The 17,283-nt window shown below is 33.9% G+C and carries 7 protein-coding genes; all 7 read left to right on the plus strand.

Annotated features, from left to right (window positions below; genetic code table 11):
* Positions 1-121: 121 nt before the first annotated feature.
* The 7 genes from VKY41_RS07530 (at position 122) to VKY41_RS07560 (ending at position 17,268) form a co-directional block, all read left to right on the plus strand.
* Entirely contained in the window at positions 122-1,018 is an 897-nt protein-coding gene (locus VKY41_RS07530) for an ABC transporter ATP-binding protein (protein ID WP_500813825.1), read from the plus strand.
* A gap of 45 nt (positions 1,019-1,063) precedes the next feature.
* Positions 1,064-1,888: an ABC transporter permease gene (locus VKY41_RS07535; RefSeq protein WP_500813826.1), complete on the plus strand. Its 825-nt coding sequence runs from the start codon at positions 1,064-1,066 to the stop codon at positions 1,886-1,888.
* 26 nt (positions 1,889-1,914) lie between these two features.
* The gene (locus tag VKY41_RS07540) at positions 1,915-5,226 is read left to right on the plus strand and encodes a T9SS type B sorting domain-containing protein (RefSeq protein ID WP_500813827.1); all 3,312 of its coding nucleotides are present in this window, start codon (positions 1,915-1,917) and stop codon (positions 5,224-5,226) included.
* A gap of 44 nt (positions 5,227-5,270) precedes the next feature.
* Positions 5,271-7,109, plus strand: a complete 1,839-nt coding sequence (locus tag VKY41_RS07545) for a T9SS type B sorting domain-containing protein (RefSeq protein ID WP_500813828.1) — start codon at positions 5,271-5,273, stop codon at positions 7,107-7,109.
* Positions 7,110-7,179: 70 nt separating this feature from the next.
* Positions 7,180-12,066 (plus strand): T9SS type B sorting domain-containing protein, encoded by a 4,887-nt coding sequence (locus VKY41_RS07550; RefSeq protein WP_500813829.1) that lies wholly within the window; start codon positions 7,180-7,182, stop codon positions 12,064-12,066.
* An 81-nt stretch (positions 12,067-12,147) separates the two neighbouring features.
* Positions 12,148-14,478, plus strand: a complete 2,331-nt coding sequence (locus VKY41_RS07555; protein ID WP_500813830.1) for a T9SS type B sorting domain-containing protein — start codon at positions 12,148-12,150, stop codon at positions 14,476-14,478.
* A gap of 69 nt (positions 14,479-14,547) precedes the next feature.
* Positions 14,548-17,268 carry a T9SS type B sorting domain-containing protein gene (locus tag VKY41_RS07560; protein ID WP_500813831.1) on the plus strand — a complete coding sequence of 907 codons (2,721 nt, stop codon included), beginning with the start codon at positions 14,548-14,550 and terminating at the stop codon, positions 17,266-17,268.
* Positions 17,269-17,283 lie beyond the last annotated feature (15 nt).

Here is a 17,283-nt window from a genome sequence, read left to right on the forward strand (position 1 = left end):
AAAACGAATTCTTCAAATTTAAGTTTTTATTTTTATCAATGTAACAATTTTAAAATACTCTCGTCGTATAGACACATATTAAATCAAAAACCGTTTCTTTAAACCATCAAAACCCAACAATTTGGAACCTATTCTTACAATTAACAATCTAACAAAGAAATATGGTTTTCTAACAGCCGTCAAAGACTTGTCATTTACTATAAACAAAGGAAATGTTTATGGTATTCTTGGACCTAACGGAAGTGGAAAGTCTACCACATTAGGTATTGTTTTAAACGTAGTAAATAAAACATCTGGAGATTTCAAGTGGTTTAACGGAACTGTTTCCACCCATGAAGCACTAAAACGAGTCGGAGCAATTATTGAGCGTCCAAATTTCTATCCTTACATGACAGCTGCTCAAAACCTGAAGTTGGTTTGCAAAATAAAAGACGTAGATTATTCTAAAATAGAAGAAAAGCTAGAAGTCGTAAATTTATTGGATAGAAAAGACCATAGATTTAGCACCTATTCTTTAGGTATGAAACAGCGTCTAGCTATTGCTTCTGCCTTACTAAACGATCCTGAAATTTTAATTTTAGACGAGCCTACAAATGGTTTGGATCCTCAAGGCATACATCAAATTAGAGAAATAATTAAAAACATTGCCAACCAAGGTACAACCATACTTTTAGCTTCGCATTTATTAGATGAAGTTGAAAAAGTATGTTCGCATGTAGTGGTTTTAAACAAAGGTGTAAAACTATATTCTGGACGCGTTGATGAAATGATTTCAAGTTTCGGATTTTTTGAATTGAAGTGTGAAAACCATGAGGAACTATTAACTTATTTAAATTCAAGTCCCGATTTTGGAACTATAAAGGTAGAGAATCAACTAATCACAGCGTTTTTAAATAAACCAATGGATGCAGTAACCTTTAACAAACTTATGTTTGAAAAAGGAATTGTATTATCTCATTTAGTAAAACGTAAAGAAAGCCTAGAGGATCAATTCTTACAACTAACCAATAAGTTATAATTCAATCTATTTACACTGATTTTATACTAGTAAAAAACCAACTTCATGTTAAGACTTTTAAATCTAGAATTACAAAAACTGCTTTTAAGTAGAACCAGCAAAGTGTTGATATTTGTTTCATTTGTATTACCATTTACTGTACTGATACTTTCATCTATAAAAATAAATTTCTTTGGTTTTTTTACTTTAGAATTAGGCGAATTGGGGATTTTTAATTTTCCTATTATTTGGCACATAACAACGTTTTTTGCTTCACAATTCAAATTTTTCTTTGCCATTGTGGTTGTAAGTATGATTGGAAACGAATACAGCAACAAAACCTTGAAGCAAAATCTAATAGACGGCTTAAGCAAAAAGGAATTTATTCTCTCTAAATTTTATACCATTATTTTCTTTTCCTTAGTTGCTACTTTATTAATTACCCTAGCTTCCTTTTTTATAGGTTTATATTATTCTAGTTATACAGAAGCCGCCATTATTGTTAGGGAAACCAACTTCTTATTAGCCTATTTTGTAAAACTTGTAGGATTTTTTAGTCTGTGTTTATTTTTCGGGATGTTAGTGAAACGTTCTGCCTTTGCTTTAGCTTTTTTATTCATTTTATATATTTTAGAATGGATTGCTTTTGGAATCATTTCCTGGCAAGTAAATATGGATCTTGCTAGTAAAATACAAGCTTTCTTTCCGTTAAAGTCTATGTATAACCTTATTGATCAACCATTTCAAAGGGTTATGATGGCAAAATTTCCTGAAAAAGGCGATTTAATGTACGACTATGGAGTGCATTGGTATGAAATAGCCATTGTATTAGGCTGGACAGCTTTATGCATCTTTTTGTCCTATAGATTATTAAAAAAGCGAGATTTATAATACCTTTGTCAACTATACTTAGCTTAATGAAGAATCTCCTTTTTTACATTATTTTCATAAATTTTTTATGCGTTTATTCTCAGCAAGAAGCCTCTAACTGGTATTTTGGTGAAAATGCCGGAATTCAATTTGGAGGAGATGGCTCTATTACTGTTTTAAACGACGGGCAATTAAATACAGTAGAAGGTTGCTCATCCATTTCCGATAATTCTGGAAACCTACTTTTTTATACCGATGGGACCACTGTTTATAACCGCTTACATAATGTAATGCTAAATGGTTCTGGTTTATTAGGTGATTCTTCTAGTTCGCAATCAGCGATAGTTGTCCCAAAACCAAACGACCCTAATATTTATTATATTTTTACGGTTGGATCCAACCAAACTCTAACTGGTTTACATTATTCTGTTGTTGACATTACTCTAGCAGGAGGTTTGGGAGGAATTGTTCAAAAAAACATTAATTTATTAAATAAAAGTTCTGAAAAAGTAACTGCTGTTTTAAAAGATTGTCAATCTCAGTCGATTTGGGTTGTTAGCTTATCTAATCCAACTGGATCTTCAATCTCTCCTTTAAACACTTTTCACGCATTTGAAGTTACAACTACAGGAGTTAATAGTACGGCTATAACTTCTACATTCACAAATATAACCATGTCCAATGTACGTGGTTATTTAAAATTATCTCCAAATGGCGAAAAATTAGCTTGCGCCAATGGTAATAATAATGAGTTGTATTTATTTAATTTTGACACAGACACAGGAATTGTTAGTAATGGTCAGAGATTAAACATTAATAGTGCTTATAACACCCCTTATGGTATTGAATTTTCCCCAAATAGCGAATTACTATACGTGTCGTCTTCAAACGATTTTTTTGGAGGTGGAGATCAAAATCCAGCAAACCATTATTCAGCCCTATCACAATTTGATTTAACAAGTACCGATATAGTTGGAACTCAACAATTAATAGACCAGCAAAACCTATATAGAAGTGCCTTACAACTAGGGCCAAATGGAAAAATCTATCGTTCCATGTCAGCCACTTACGACCAAGGACTTCCATATTTAAGTGTTATTAACAGCCCAAACGAAATTGGCCAAGCATGTAACTATCAAAACAATGCAATCAATTTAGGAACTAATAATTCCACACAAGGATTACCTCCTTTTATCTCATCTTTCTTTGTTGAAAAAATAGATATTATAAATAATAATACTAACCCAATTGCCAATAATTATTTGCCCTTGTGTAATGGTCAAACATATACTTTAACGGCTGACGATATTCCTGGGGCTATTTACACATGGACTTTAGATGGAAATCCCATACCAAATACAGATCATTTTTTAGATGTAAATCAAAATGGAGTTTACGAGGTGATTATCGATTTAAATAATGGTGGTTGCGACTTTCTAGAAGGCGAAGCCATTATTGAATATTTCACTTCTCCTGTAGCCAATCCAATTCCAAACATAGAAATATGCGATGATAACAATGATGATAGTTGGACATTTAACTTCACTAACCAAGATGCGGCTATATTAGGAGGGCAAGATCCTAGTCATTATGACGTACAGTATTTTGAATCGCAAGTAGATGCCGATTTAAACCAAAATAAAATTACCGGATTATACATCAATACAACTAATCCTAAAGAAATATTTGCCCGAGTTAACCTAACAGGAAGCCCTAATTGTTACGACGTTACTTCTTTTTTTATTGAAGTCTTTAATAGCCCAACTGCAAACTCCGTTAACACACAAGAAGTATGCGATAATGATGTAGATGGCGATTATACTAATGGACAAGTTGAAACGCTACTTCACGATTTCGATTCCATTGTTTTAGGAAACCAGGATGCAACTGCTTACACTATAACGTACCACCCAACGTTAATAGATGCCGAAAACAAAACAACGGAACTTCCAGAGCCGTACTATAACGCAACACCTTTTACGCAAACTATATTTGTTAGAATTGAAAACAATTTAAACCCAAATTGTTTTGACACCACATCATTCGACATCATAGTTAATCCATTACCAACACCTTTTAATGCCACCCTCATTCAATGTGACGAAGATGGCATAAACGATGGTTGGACCTTTTTTAATCTAAACGAAGCTAACGACGACTTAACTGGCGGAAACGCTAATCTTTCAACTGAATTTTATTTAAATAATCTAGACGCTCAGAACAGTAACAACCCTTTAAATGCGAATAGTTATAATAATATATCCAATCCACAAACGATATATGTCCAAGTTATTGACAACACAACTAGATGTTTTAATATTGCCGAGCTGTACCTAGAGGTAAGCACCACCCAACTTTTAGATTATCAAGCCCCACCATCTTGTGACGAATTAGGCTCTGAAGATGGTATTAACACTTTTAATCTAGATGATTTTGAAACTGATATGCAATCCATTAATGGAATAACCTATCCCATAACTTTTTATGAAAGCTATCAAGATGCCTTATTAGAACAAAACGAATTGAATTCTTCTTACACCAACACAATTGAATATAACCAAACACTTTATGCAAGAGCAGAAAACAACAATGCTTGTTATGGCATTAGTGAAGTTTATTTAACAGTGAACAAACTGCCTTCCCTAAAAGAGAGCGAAAGTGTTCTATATTGTTTAAATACCTTTCCACAAACTATTCAATTAGAAGCTGGAATTTTAAACGACTCACCTAACAATTACACCTACGTTTGGTCTAATGGAGAAACAACTGAAACTATTCTTGTTAATGAAATAGGCACATATACGGTTACTGCTACAAATGCTGCTGGCTGTATTAAATCAAGAAGTATTACAGTAGAACCTTCAAACACGGCTACTTTTAACGATATTATTGTTGAAGACGTTACAGATAACAATACTATAACTGTTCTAGTTTCTGGAGAAGGTGATTATGAATTTGCGCTTTACAATCAAAACGGTTTATATTATACCTATCAAACAGACAACACTTTCTACAATGTTTATGGAGGTATTTATACGGTTTCTGTGCGAGACATTAAAAATGATTGTGGCATTGTAACTCAAGATGTATCTATAATTGGTTTCCCTAAATTATTCACACCTAATGGAGATGGTTATAACGACACTTGGAACATAAAAGGAGTATCCAATGTATTCCAACCAAACACCATGATTCGTATTTATGATAGGTATGGAAAACTAGTAAAACAAATAAATCCGCTTGGTGAAGGTTGGGATGGAACTTTAAATGGACATCCTTTACCTGCAGACGATTATTGGTTTTCAGCCACCTTACAAGATGGCAGAGAATTTCAAAGTCATTTTAGTTTAAAACGATAAACTTAAAAGTTGTACATTTATTTCAATTATTATAATATAATTGAATGTTTAGACTGTATAAATACGTTTTATTACTTTTTTTACTAACTAGCAACCTTATTTGCAGTCAAGAAGTAGAACTATTTCAACAATTTAATGGTCGTTATGATTATTTGGCATTTGGAAACACCTTAAATCCCGCCGAAAACAATTTAGATCGTTCCTACTGTGATGTTTTACCCGAATCTGAAGCTAATTTCCTTCTTCCTTCAAACTCTAATATTGTAGCTGCATACTTATATTGGGCAGGCTCTGGCGAAGGCGACTTTGAAGTTAGCCTTAACAACACTTCAGTAGTGTCTGACCATAATTATTTAGTAGAGTTTAACGATAACACTTATGGAACTCTTTCTTATTTTTCTTGTGTTTCAGATATTACAGAACTTATTACAAATATTGGAAGTGGAAGTTACACATTAACTGATTTGGATATTTCTGAAACCCTTGAATCCAATCCAGGCTACTGTCAAAATCGAACAAACTTTGCAGGATGGTGTGTTTATGTTATTTATGAAGATGAACAACTCCCTTTAAATCAAGTGAACCTATTTCAAGGTTTAGAAATAATTAATAGAAATGTACGAGAAAAAATCATCATCTTAGATAATGTTAATGTTTTAGATAATCAGGGAGCTAAAATTGGCTTTCTTGCTTGGGAAGGAGATTCCAACCTAGCCTATGGAGAATCATTGTTAATCAATAACAACATCATTTCAAGCCCTCCATTAAATCCTGCCAACAACGCATTCAATGGAACAAACACTTTCACGAATAGTGACACCTTTTACAATGGAGATTTAGATGTATATAACATTCAAAACAATATTGCTATTGGAGATACTTCCGTAGAAATTAAACTAACCACAGGAGATTACGATACTAATGGTGTTTTACAAGCCGATCTCATTATTATCAACAACATAATAACCGTTTTAAATAGTCAGCTACCCGATGCTACAGTCCACATAGATAATATTCATCAAGAATGCTCTAGCCGAGAGATTACTATTTATTATACCATTCATAATATTAATAGTACAGATATATTACCTGCAGAAGTTCCTATAGCTATTTATGCAAACAACCTACTTGTTGGCAATACTTTTACAACTACACAGCTTGAAATTGGAGCTTCAGAAAACGGGCAAATCACCGTAAACATTCCTGAAAGCTTGCCAAACAATCTAACCATAACCATACAAGTAGACGATATTGGTATCGGCATGGGAATAATTACAGAATTAAACGAACACAACAATTCTTTCTCTGAAAACATCCAACTTTTAGAAACTTTAATGATACCTCTTAAAGCATTATCTAATTGTGATGAAAGTTTTGATAAGGCACATTTCAATTTAAATTTAGTTTTAGATAAAATAGAAACAAACGGACAAGTAACTTCCTTTTACGAAACTCTTGAAGATTTAGAAACGGATAATAATGAAATTCTAAATCCTAGTTACTTTCAAAATACCTCAACGCCACAAACCATCTATTTAAAAGTAGAAGATTCGCCCTGCTACCAAATTTACTATTTCGATTTATTGGTTGAAAATTGCCCTCCACATATACCACAGGTTTTCACCCCTAATAATGATGGTTATAACGATTGGTTTAATATTCAAGGTTTGTATGATATTTTCGAAAAGCACAAACTACTTATCTACAACCGTTATGGCACTTTAGTTTTTGAAGGCGATAATGAAAATCGGTGGACTGGAAAATCCAACCGCGGATTAAATAATTCTGGCAATATCCTACCAACCGGAACTTACTTTTATGTATTAAACTTAAATGACATATACTATAAAACTCTTACAGGATGGGTGTATTTAATAAGATAAAATGTTAAAATCATGCATTTTGTCGATTAATTATGCATCTCACCTATTTTATTCACTACCTTTGCATTAGATGAATAAAAAATCTATTTCGATTTTCAAAGTAAACTTTAATAGCACTCCATTAAAGTTTAAAACTTCCAGCTATTTTTTAGTTCTTTTTTTTATAGCTTTTGTTCAAATTTCCAAAGCCCAACAAATATCAGTAACAGACAACATTCCTTTAGACACTTTAATAGAGACTCACCTAGTTCAAGGTTGTGTAGAAGTTTCTAACATCCAATCTACTATTAATGGATCTGTAAATCAATTAGCTAGTTATGGTTATTTTGAAAGAGCTAATTCTAATTTCCCATTTCTAAATGGTATAATGCTTTCTACGGGAGCTGCGAGCTCCGCTGGAAATACTACAAATACAAATCTACTTAATGAAGGAGAACCTTCTTGGGAAACAGACCCAGACCTAGAATCTGCTCTAGGGATTACAAATACCTTAAATGCAACCTCAATTGAATTTGATTTTATCTCCGTATCCAATCAGGTACAATTCAATTACATCTTAGCTTCCGAGGAATATTACGCCAATTACCCTTGCGATTATTCCGATGGTTTTGCCTTTCTAATAAAAGAAACTGGTTCTGCTACACCTTATCAAAATGTAGCTTTAGTCCCTGGAACAACAATTCCTGTAAACACAAGTACGGTTCACGAAGAAATAGTCGGGTTCTGTCCTGCAGAAAACGAGCAGCACTTTGATGGTCATAATCTTGGAGACACCAATTTTAATGGTAGAACAACCGTTTTGTCCGCCATAGCAAATATACAACCCAACGTTCAGTACCATATTAAATTAGTAATTGCAGACCAATCTGATGAGAATTTTGATTCTGCAGTTTTTATTGAAGGTAACAGCTTTAATGCAACAGTAAATCTTGGTCCTGACATTACAACTTGTGCCAATAGCGTTGAATTAAACGGGGATATTCTGAATAATATGGCTACCTACGAGTGGTTTATAAATGGACAACTTATACCTGGTGAAATTTCAGAAACACTAACAGCTAATACAAGCGGAACATACTCATTGGTTATTACTATTCCAATAAATAATACCACTTGTATGATTAGCGATACGGTAGAAATTACTTTAAACTCGGAACAGGCTGCTGGTCCAATTTCTGATTATGAAATTTGCGATGACACTAGCAACGACGGTATTGAAACCTTTGATGTAAGCACCAAAAGCAACGAAATTTTAGCCTCCGTTCCTCCTTCTAATTATAGTATCAGTTATCATTACTCATTCACGGAAGCCCAAAATAATTTAAACGAAATTACCAGCCCTATTCAAAATTCAACAAGTCCACAAACCATTTTTGTTAGAATTCTTGATACGGATAATGGGTGTTTAGCTTATACTAATTTTAATTTAATTGTAAACCCCTCGCCGGTTATCACAGATCCTCAACCACTAGAAGTATGTGATGATCAAACTGCAGATGGTTATACCGAAATTGATTTAACACTAATTGATGATGAAGTAAGCAATAACAACCCAAACTTAATTGTTACCTATCACTACTCTCAAGCTGACGCAGACTCGGGAAACAACCCGATATCTTCCCCTTATGTAAACACCAATCAAACAGAACAGCTATACATTAGGGTTTTAGATGCAATTACAGGATGCAAAAACACATCTACAATTACTGTTAAGGTTTTAGATAATCCAAATATCAATATGGACCCACAAACCATAAATGCATGTGAGCAAGACGGAGATGGCCATGATATTTTCGACCTCTCTACAGTAATAAATGATATTTTAAATGGATTAACTGGGGTTTCAACTACATTTCATACAACATATCCTGATGCACAAACAGGAGAAAATCCAATTCAAGACATTGAAAACTATGAAAACACAACACCAAATGTACAAACCGTTTACATTAGAGTGATTGACGACCAAACAGGGTGTGTTTCTATTTCATCTATTGAATTACATACTAATATTTTAGAATCCGGAACTAATATTAGAAATTTTTATGTCTGCGATGATGCTTCAAACGATGGAATTGCCAATTTTAATTTAGAAAATATTGGTAACGTTATAGCAAACAATTTAGAAGGTGTTACAGTTACTTTTTACGAAACGGAAGAAGATCAAACAAATGAAACAAATCCAATAGATCAAAGTATTCCCTTCGAAGTAATTTCAAGTCCTCACCAATTATTTATAACTATTGAAAGTTCGGATTGCACCTATTACGCTGACATAAATTTAATTATCAATTCCGCAGTTGTACTAACTCCTTTCGACGCTGTTAATTATTGCGACACCGACGATGATGGCACTACATCTATAGAATTAGCCACCTTTGACACTTATGTAGCTTCTGGCATTCCAAATGCTAATATCACCTATTTTCTAACTGAAGAAGATGCAGAAAACAACGAAAACATTTTACCCCCATTTGTAACAAACTCCAACAATCCTCAAATTGTTTATGTTCGAGTAGCAGATGGAACAACCGGTTGTCATGATATTGCCCCACTTGAAATCAACGTTATTCCAGCTCCAACTCTATCCCAACCAATGGATGTAATAATTTGTGATGATGATCAGGATGCTTTTTACATAGTTAACTTAGACGAAAAAATCCCTGAAATAGTTCCCGATACAACAAATCTAAACGTCACATTTCACAGTACGGAAGTGGATGCAAACACCTCTGAAAATCCTTTTACAAATACAACAACATACAGCGCTAATACGCAAATAGTTTATGTAAGAGTTGAGAACGAATTAACAACTTGCTATGCTTTAGTCAGCTTTGAAATTATTGTAAATACCGAACCAGTTTTTATAGATATTAGCAATTATAGAAATTGTGAAACCGATGGTAACCAAACAGCAGAGTTCTATTTTGTTGATAAAGATGTTGAAATCCTAAACGCGCAAACGGGAAAACAAGTTTTATATTTCAATTCTGAAGATGACGCTGTAAACCGAGTAAATATTATTGATAAAGCAACAGCGTACACCAATCAATCAAATCCTGAAACCATTCATGTTCGTGTAGAAAATATTAGCAATGAAGGCTGTTTTGGGGTTTCGTCTTTTGTTATTGAAGTAGGTTCTATTCCTGTTTTCGATGCGCCATTAAACGCTTATTTATGTGATGATAGATCCAACGACGGACAAGAGTCATTCGACTTAAATACTATTATTACTGAAATGTCGCAAAACAGCCCTGAAGACTTATCAATTTCATTTTACGCAAACTTAACAGACGCTGAGAACGAAGAAAACCAGCTACCTTTAAATTATACTAATCAAACCAATCCTCAACAATTATTCGCACGTGTGGAAAATGACACCTACTGCCATGCTATTGCAGAGTTTGGATTAAACGTAATACAAGTTCCTTTAGTAAACTCTGCTTCTGCACTAATGGCCTGCGATACAAATCAAGATGGGGTTGTTAGCTTCGACCTTACAGTTTCTGAATCGGAAGTTTTGGATATTAGGCAAAATGATATTTTAGTTACCTATCATGAAACCTTCGAAGATTTAGAAAACAACAATATTACCATTCCAAACCCAAGTAATTACAGCAACACTTCCAATCCACAAACAGTTTATATTCGAGTAACTAATACTGTTTCAAATTGCTACGTTGCCATCCCCTTAGACTTGATAGTTAACTTGCCTCCTATTATCAATACTACAACAATTGAAATTTGTGAAAGCAATTCAAATTCATATAATTTATTAAATACTGTTGAAAATTTAATAGGAACTCAAACCTCGTTAGACCTGTACTTTTATTCCAATTTAACAGATGCACAAAACAGTCAAAATCCATTAAATACAGATTATAACTATACTTCTAATAACGACACTATTTTTGTAAATGTTATTAATACAGTCACAGGTTGCTCGACTATAGGCTCTTTTAATTTATTAGTAAACCCAAATCCGATAGCTAATCAACCGCCAAACCTTATGGGGTGCGATGATGATTTTGACAACCTATTACACTTTGATTTATCGCAACAAACGCCTTTTATTCTTGGATCTCAAAACCCAAATCAATATACAGTTCGTTATTTTGAATCAGCTGACGAAGCTCTAGAAAACACCAATCCCATTGAAGATTTATATTATAATGCACTAGATCAGCAAACCATTTATGTCCGAGTTCAAAATAATTCAACCAATTGCTTCAGCACAACATCCTTTAACACCATTGTAAACCGGAAACCGGAAATCAATATTCTAGACCAAACGGTTTGTTTAGACAATTTACCTTTAGTGGTTTCTGCTGAAACTGGCTATTCTAACGACACTTATTTATGGTCGACAAATGCGTCAACTTCTGAAATAGAAATAACAACTATTGGAACTTATTCTGTAACTGTAACCACAGTAAATGGCTGTCAAACAACAGTAAGCTTCAATGTTATAGAATCTGAACAAGCAACTATAGAATTTACGGAAACAGTGGATTTTTCAAATCCAAACAACATTACTGTAACTATAAGCGGTATTGGAAATTATCTCTATACTTTAGATCATGGTGTGCCACAAGAATCCAATGTGTTTTATAATGTTACCTTAGGACCACATATTATTGAAATAATCGATTTGAATGGCTGTGCTTCGGCTGTAAAAGAAATTGTTATTATTGATGCGCCACTATTTTTTACTCCAAATAGCGATGGCCATAACGACACATGGCATATTACAGGAGTCGATCAATTAGTAGGAACTATAGTTTACATATACGACAGATATGGCAAACTGATTACTACACTAACCCATAGTTCACCGGGTTGGGATGGAACTTACAGAGGTAAAAATATGCCATCCAACGATTACTGGTTTGTGGCTCTTGTTAAAAAAGGTGAAACTTCCTTCGAAGTAAAACGTCATTTCAGTTTGAAACGATAACTTAAAACTATTCAAGTCTTTAAAAAACTTTATTCTTTTAAAAAATGTATATTGGTTATCTTTGCAAACTAATAATTTTAGATGAAGCATTTTTTATTAATCATATTCTTATTGCTATTCGGAGTTTCACATGCCCAAAACGTAACTACCAATAGCAGTACTTATACCGCTCAAGAACTAATTGAAGACATTTTAATTGATAGTAATTGTATTTCAGATGTAGTTGTTACTAATGTTGTTGGTGGAAATTTCAATGGCAGCGACGCAAGTTATGGTTATTTTGAGTCTAATGGCGCTAACTTTCCATTTCAAAATGGCATTGTTTTAAGCACTGGAAAACTAGCAAACGTACAAGGCCCAAATACTTCTTTAAGTGATGATAACGCACCAAACTGGGGAGGAGATGAAGATTTAGAAGAAGTTTTAAACGAATCTAGAACTACAAATGCCACCGTTTTAGAATTCAATTTTAGAGCTGTTGCAGACCAAATTAGTTTTAGATATCTTTTTGCTTCAGAAGAATATCAACAAGGAGACGCAAATACATGTCGATATTCCGATTTATTCGGATTCTTAATTAAAGAAGCAGATGGTGGTAGATATGATAACATTGCAGTAATCCCTGGAAGTTATACACCCGTAAAAGTAACAACCGTACACTCTGGTATTCCTGGAGCTTGCAACCCTATTAACGAAGCCTATTTTGGAGGTTGGAACGGAACAAATGCTCCAATAAATTTTAATGGACAAACAGCTGTTCTAACTGCTATTGCAGATGTTACCCCAAATGTATTATATCATGTAAAATTAGTAATTGCCGACCATATAAATTATAGATATGATTCAGCTGTATTTTTAGAAGCTGGTAGTTTTCAGTTAAACACCGACTTAGGCCCCGATATGCTAGTTTCTAGAAACAATGCCTTATGTCCTAACGAAACGGTAACACTAAATGCATCTCAGCCTGGTACCAACACCTATAAATGGTTTAGAAACGGCGTGGAAATTCCTATGGAAACCAATTCCACATATGTAGTTTCAGAGGCTGGAACATATAGTGTAGAGGTAATTATTGATGGAAGCTGTTTTTCCTATGGGAACATCCAAATTGAATTAGCTACAAACCCTATTGTTTTCGATACAACTCTTATTACTTGCGATTATAACTTAGATGGGTTTACTACTTATAATTTGTACCATGCTGAAACCGATGTTATAAATAATGACCAAAGTTTAAACTTAGAAAACTTCTATCTTACATCAACCGAGGCCGTCAATGGAACAAATCCTATTACTAATCCAACTAGTTTTAACAACACTAGTATGAATCAAATTATATACGCTAGAGTTTCAAATGCTAATGGTTGTATTTCTGTAGCTGAAGTAACCTTGAACATTACAAACAACCAAGTAACCCTTCCTATGTACTCGGTTTGTGATGACCAAATAAACGATGGAATTACCATACTCAACCTAGCTGACTTAACGTCCTTTATTCTTTCTCAAAATGAGGTTCCAAACACATCTAGTATCACGTTTTATAAATCTCAAGAGGATTTAGAAAACCAATCAAATGAACTTTCTGGTACTTACGAAAATACAGAGTCTCCAAATTTTGATAATTTATATATTCAAATTACAGACAACGGAATTTGTTACGCTTATACATCAATACCTATTACGGTTAATCCAAGCCCGGAATTATTGCCTGATGAAGAAACTAGCTATTGTTTAAATTTATTTCCTCAAAACATCACTTTAAAAGCTGGAATTATTAATGGAATTCCTTCAGATTTCACATATGAATGGGAATTGGATGGCGTAGATTTAGCTCTAAACACAGAACAGATTTCTGTAAACGAAATGGGTGTTTATACGGTTACTGCAACCAATAACTACAACTGCTCTACTTCAAGGACTATAACAGTGCTTCCGTCTAACATTGCTACAATTGAAGATGTTTTTATTACTGTAGCCTCAAGCAATAATTCCATAACAATTTCGGTTTCTGGAGAAGGTGAGTACGAATACGCTTTAGACGAGGGCATTTTCCAAGATAGCAACAGCTTTTTTAATGTATCTGCTGGATATCACACTGTTTACGTTCAAGATAAAAATGGTTGTGGTATTATTTCTAAAAATGTTTCTGTACTAGGCTTTCCTAAATTCTTTACACCTAATGGTGATGGTTATAATGATTTTTGGAACCCGATAGGAATAGACTATTCCAATACTTCTACAAAAGTCAAGATATTTAATCGATATGGTAAACTTTTAAAAGAACTGAAAACCTCTAGTTCTGGTTGGGACGGTACGTTTAATGGCAAGGATGTACCAAGTGATGATTATTGGTTTCTTGTTTCCTTAAGCAATGGAAAAGAATATCGAGGTCATTTTTCTTTAAAAAGATAAGTATAGTAACATTCACTTAACTTGTCGTTCCTTAATTATTTTCTATTTTTGTCGGCCAATTATTTTTCTATGAAACATCTTATACTATTACCTGCGTTTATATTTACGCTTGTTTGCTTCAACAATACCTTTGCTAACACTAGTACTGATTTAAATTCCGAGAACAAAGCTATCACCTTGTGTCCAGCACCGGTGATTACTTCATTTTCTCCGGCTGAAGGGCCAACAAATACATTGGTAACCATAACAGGTAGTAATTTCAACAGTGCTAATACAGTGCTGTTTAATGGTGTAAATGCCTGTTTTACAATTATTAACGACACAGTAATAGCTGCTTATATTCCTGACGGACTTAACACAAATGCTACTATTTCTATAGAAAGCACAGGTGGCTGCACAGGTACTTCTTCAACAGATTTTACTTTACTTTCTACGGAATGTGCTACAGCAGATATTTATATTTCAGAGGTCTATGATGCCTATAGTGGTAGTTATGCAGTTATAGAGCTTTATAACCCAACTAATTCCCCTGTTGTTTTAGATACAGACTACATCATTAACCGTTATGGCCAAATTGGTGATCCTGATCCAAGCCACGAATATGATATTCAAGGAACAATTCTTCCTTTAGACACGTTTATTATCATATTAGGAAGCGGTCCTGATTGTCCGACACTAACTCCAGATTTCAATGTTCTTACAGGAATTAATGATAACGATGAGTTAAGATTATTAAAAAACGGAACATTAATAGATATTGTTCACACTCCTGATGAAAGAGGTTATACCATAATCAGAAACCCAAATGCTCCTATACCACAAACAACGTTTAATACTAGTGATTGGTCTATAAGTTCTGAAGAAGATTGTAGTAACTTAGATTCACACACAGCAGATCCAATTCCTGATAACACACCTACAATTACACACCCTTCATCACAAACAATATGCGAAAATGCTTCGGTTAGTTTTTCAGCTTCCGAAAGTACTGGCACCTTTTCCTATCAATGGAAATATCTTGATGCATCAGGAAACTGGGTAAATATTACCAATAATACAAATTATTCCGGAGCTCAAACTAACACACTTACAGTATCTAATGCTCCAGCTAATTTTGATGGTAATCAATACTACTGTGAAATCACTTCGTCATCCTGTACTTTAGTTACAGACGCAGCTCAACTAACGGTTAACCCAACTCCTCCTGTAGATACAATTCCTAATCAAACAGTTTGTACCAGCTATACCTTACCAAGTTTAACAAATGGTAATTATTATACAGTAACAAATGGTGGTGGAACAGCATTAACCGCAGGTCACGTGATAACTACTAGCCAAACGATATATATCTATAACGAAACAGGTATTACACCTGATAACTGTTCTAATGAAAGCAGCTTTACAGTTACAGTAAATACAACGCCACCTGTTGACACATTAGGAAACCAAACGGTTTGTACTAGCTATTCTTTACCTAATTTAACACATGGTAATTATTTTTCTGAAACAAACGGAGGTGGAACCCCTCTATTTGCTGGAGATGTAATAAATACAACACAAACAATTTATATTTACAACGAAGTAGGAACTGCTCCGAATATTTGTTCTAACGAAAGCAGTTTTACAGTAACTGTAGGTGGAAATCCGCCTGTAGACACACTATCAAATCAAACGGTTTGTACTAGCTATACTTTACCTAATTTAACACATGGTAATTATTATACGGCAACAAATGGTGGCGGAACACCATTAACCGCAGGAGAGGTAATAACTACTAGCCAAACGATATATATCTTTAATGAAGTAGGAACTGCTCCTGATAATTGTTCAAACGAAAGTAGTTTCACAGTAACAGTGACAGGAATACCTCCAGTTGACACCTTAGGAAATCAAACGGTTTGTACTAGCTATACTTTACAACCATTAACAAATGGTAATTATTTTTCTGAAACAAACGGAGGAGGAAACTCTCTATTTGCAGGAGATGTAATAAATACAACACAAACAATTTATATTTACAACGAAGCAGGAACTGCTCCGAATATTTGTTCTAACGAAAGCAGCTTTACTGTAACGGTAAATGGAGCTCCGCCTGTAGATACGATCTCTGATCAATCAGTATGTACAAGTTTTACGTTACCTACCCTAACTAATGGAAACTATTATACTGCAACTAATGCTGGAGGAAATACGTTAAACGCAGGTGACATTATTACAACTTCTCAAACTATATTTATCTATAACGAGATAGGAGCAGCACCAAATAATTGTACTAATGAAACAAGTTTCAATATCACTATAGTACCTGCTACAGATTTCACACTTGAACCAACGAACATTGTTATCAACGAGAACACAATTACTGTTATGATGGCAGATCCAAGCATTACATATGAATACGCGGTTGATAATTCAAGTTTTCAGTTGAGCCCAGTATTCACCAATCTTTCAAGCGGAATCCATACATTATATGTTCAAGATGTTAATGGATGTGTTTTGAAATCCATTCAATTTGAAATTGAAGGCATTCCAGATATTCAAATCCCCTTGTTTTTCACTCCAAATGGAGATGGGCATAATGATGTATGGCAAATTGTTGATCCTCATAACATAATTGAAAGAATTTTAATTTTTAATAGATACGGCAAACTACTAAAGCAATTGTCCCTTCAATCTAAAAGTTGGGATGGAATATACAATGGTCATATTTTAGAGTCTAATGACTATTGGTATCTAATCAATTTAAAATCTGGCGAAACCCGCAAAGGTCATTTCACCTTAAAACGCTAAGTCTTATTACAAAAG

It is taken from the genome of Xanthomarina sp. (assembly GCF_035306605.1).
GTDB lineage: Bacteria > Bacteroidota > Bacteroidia > Flavobacteriales > Flavobacteriaceae > Xanthomarina.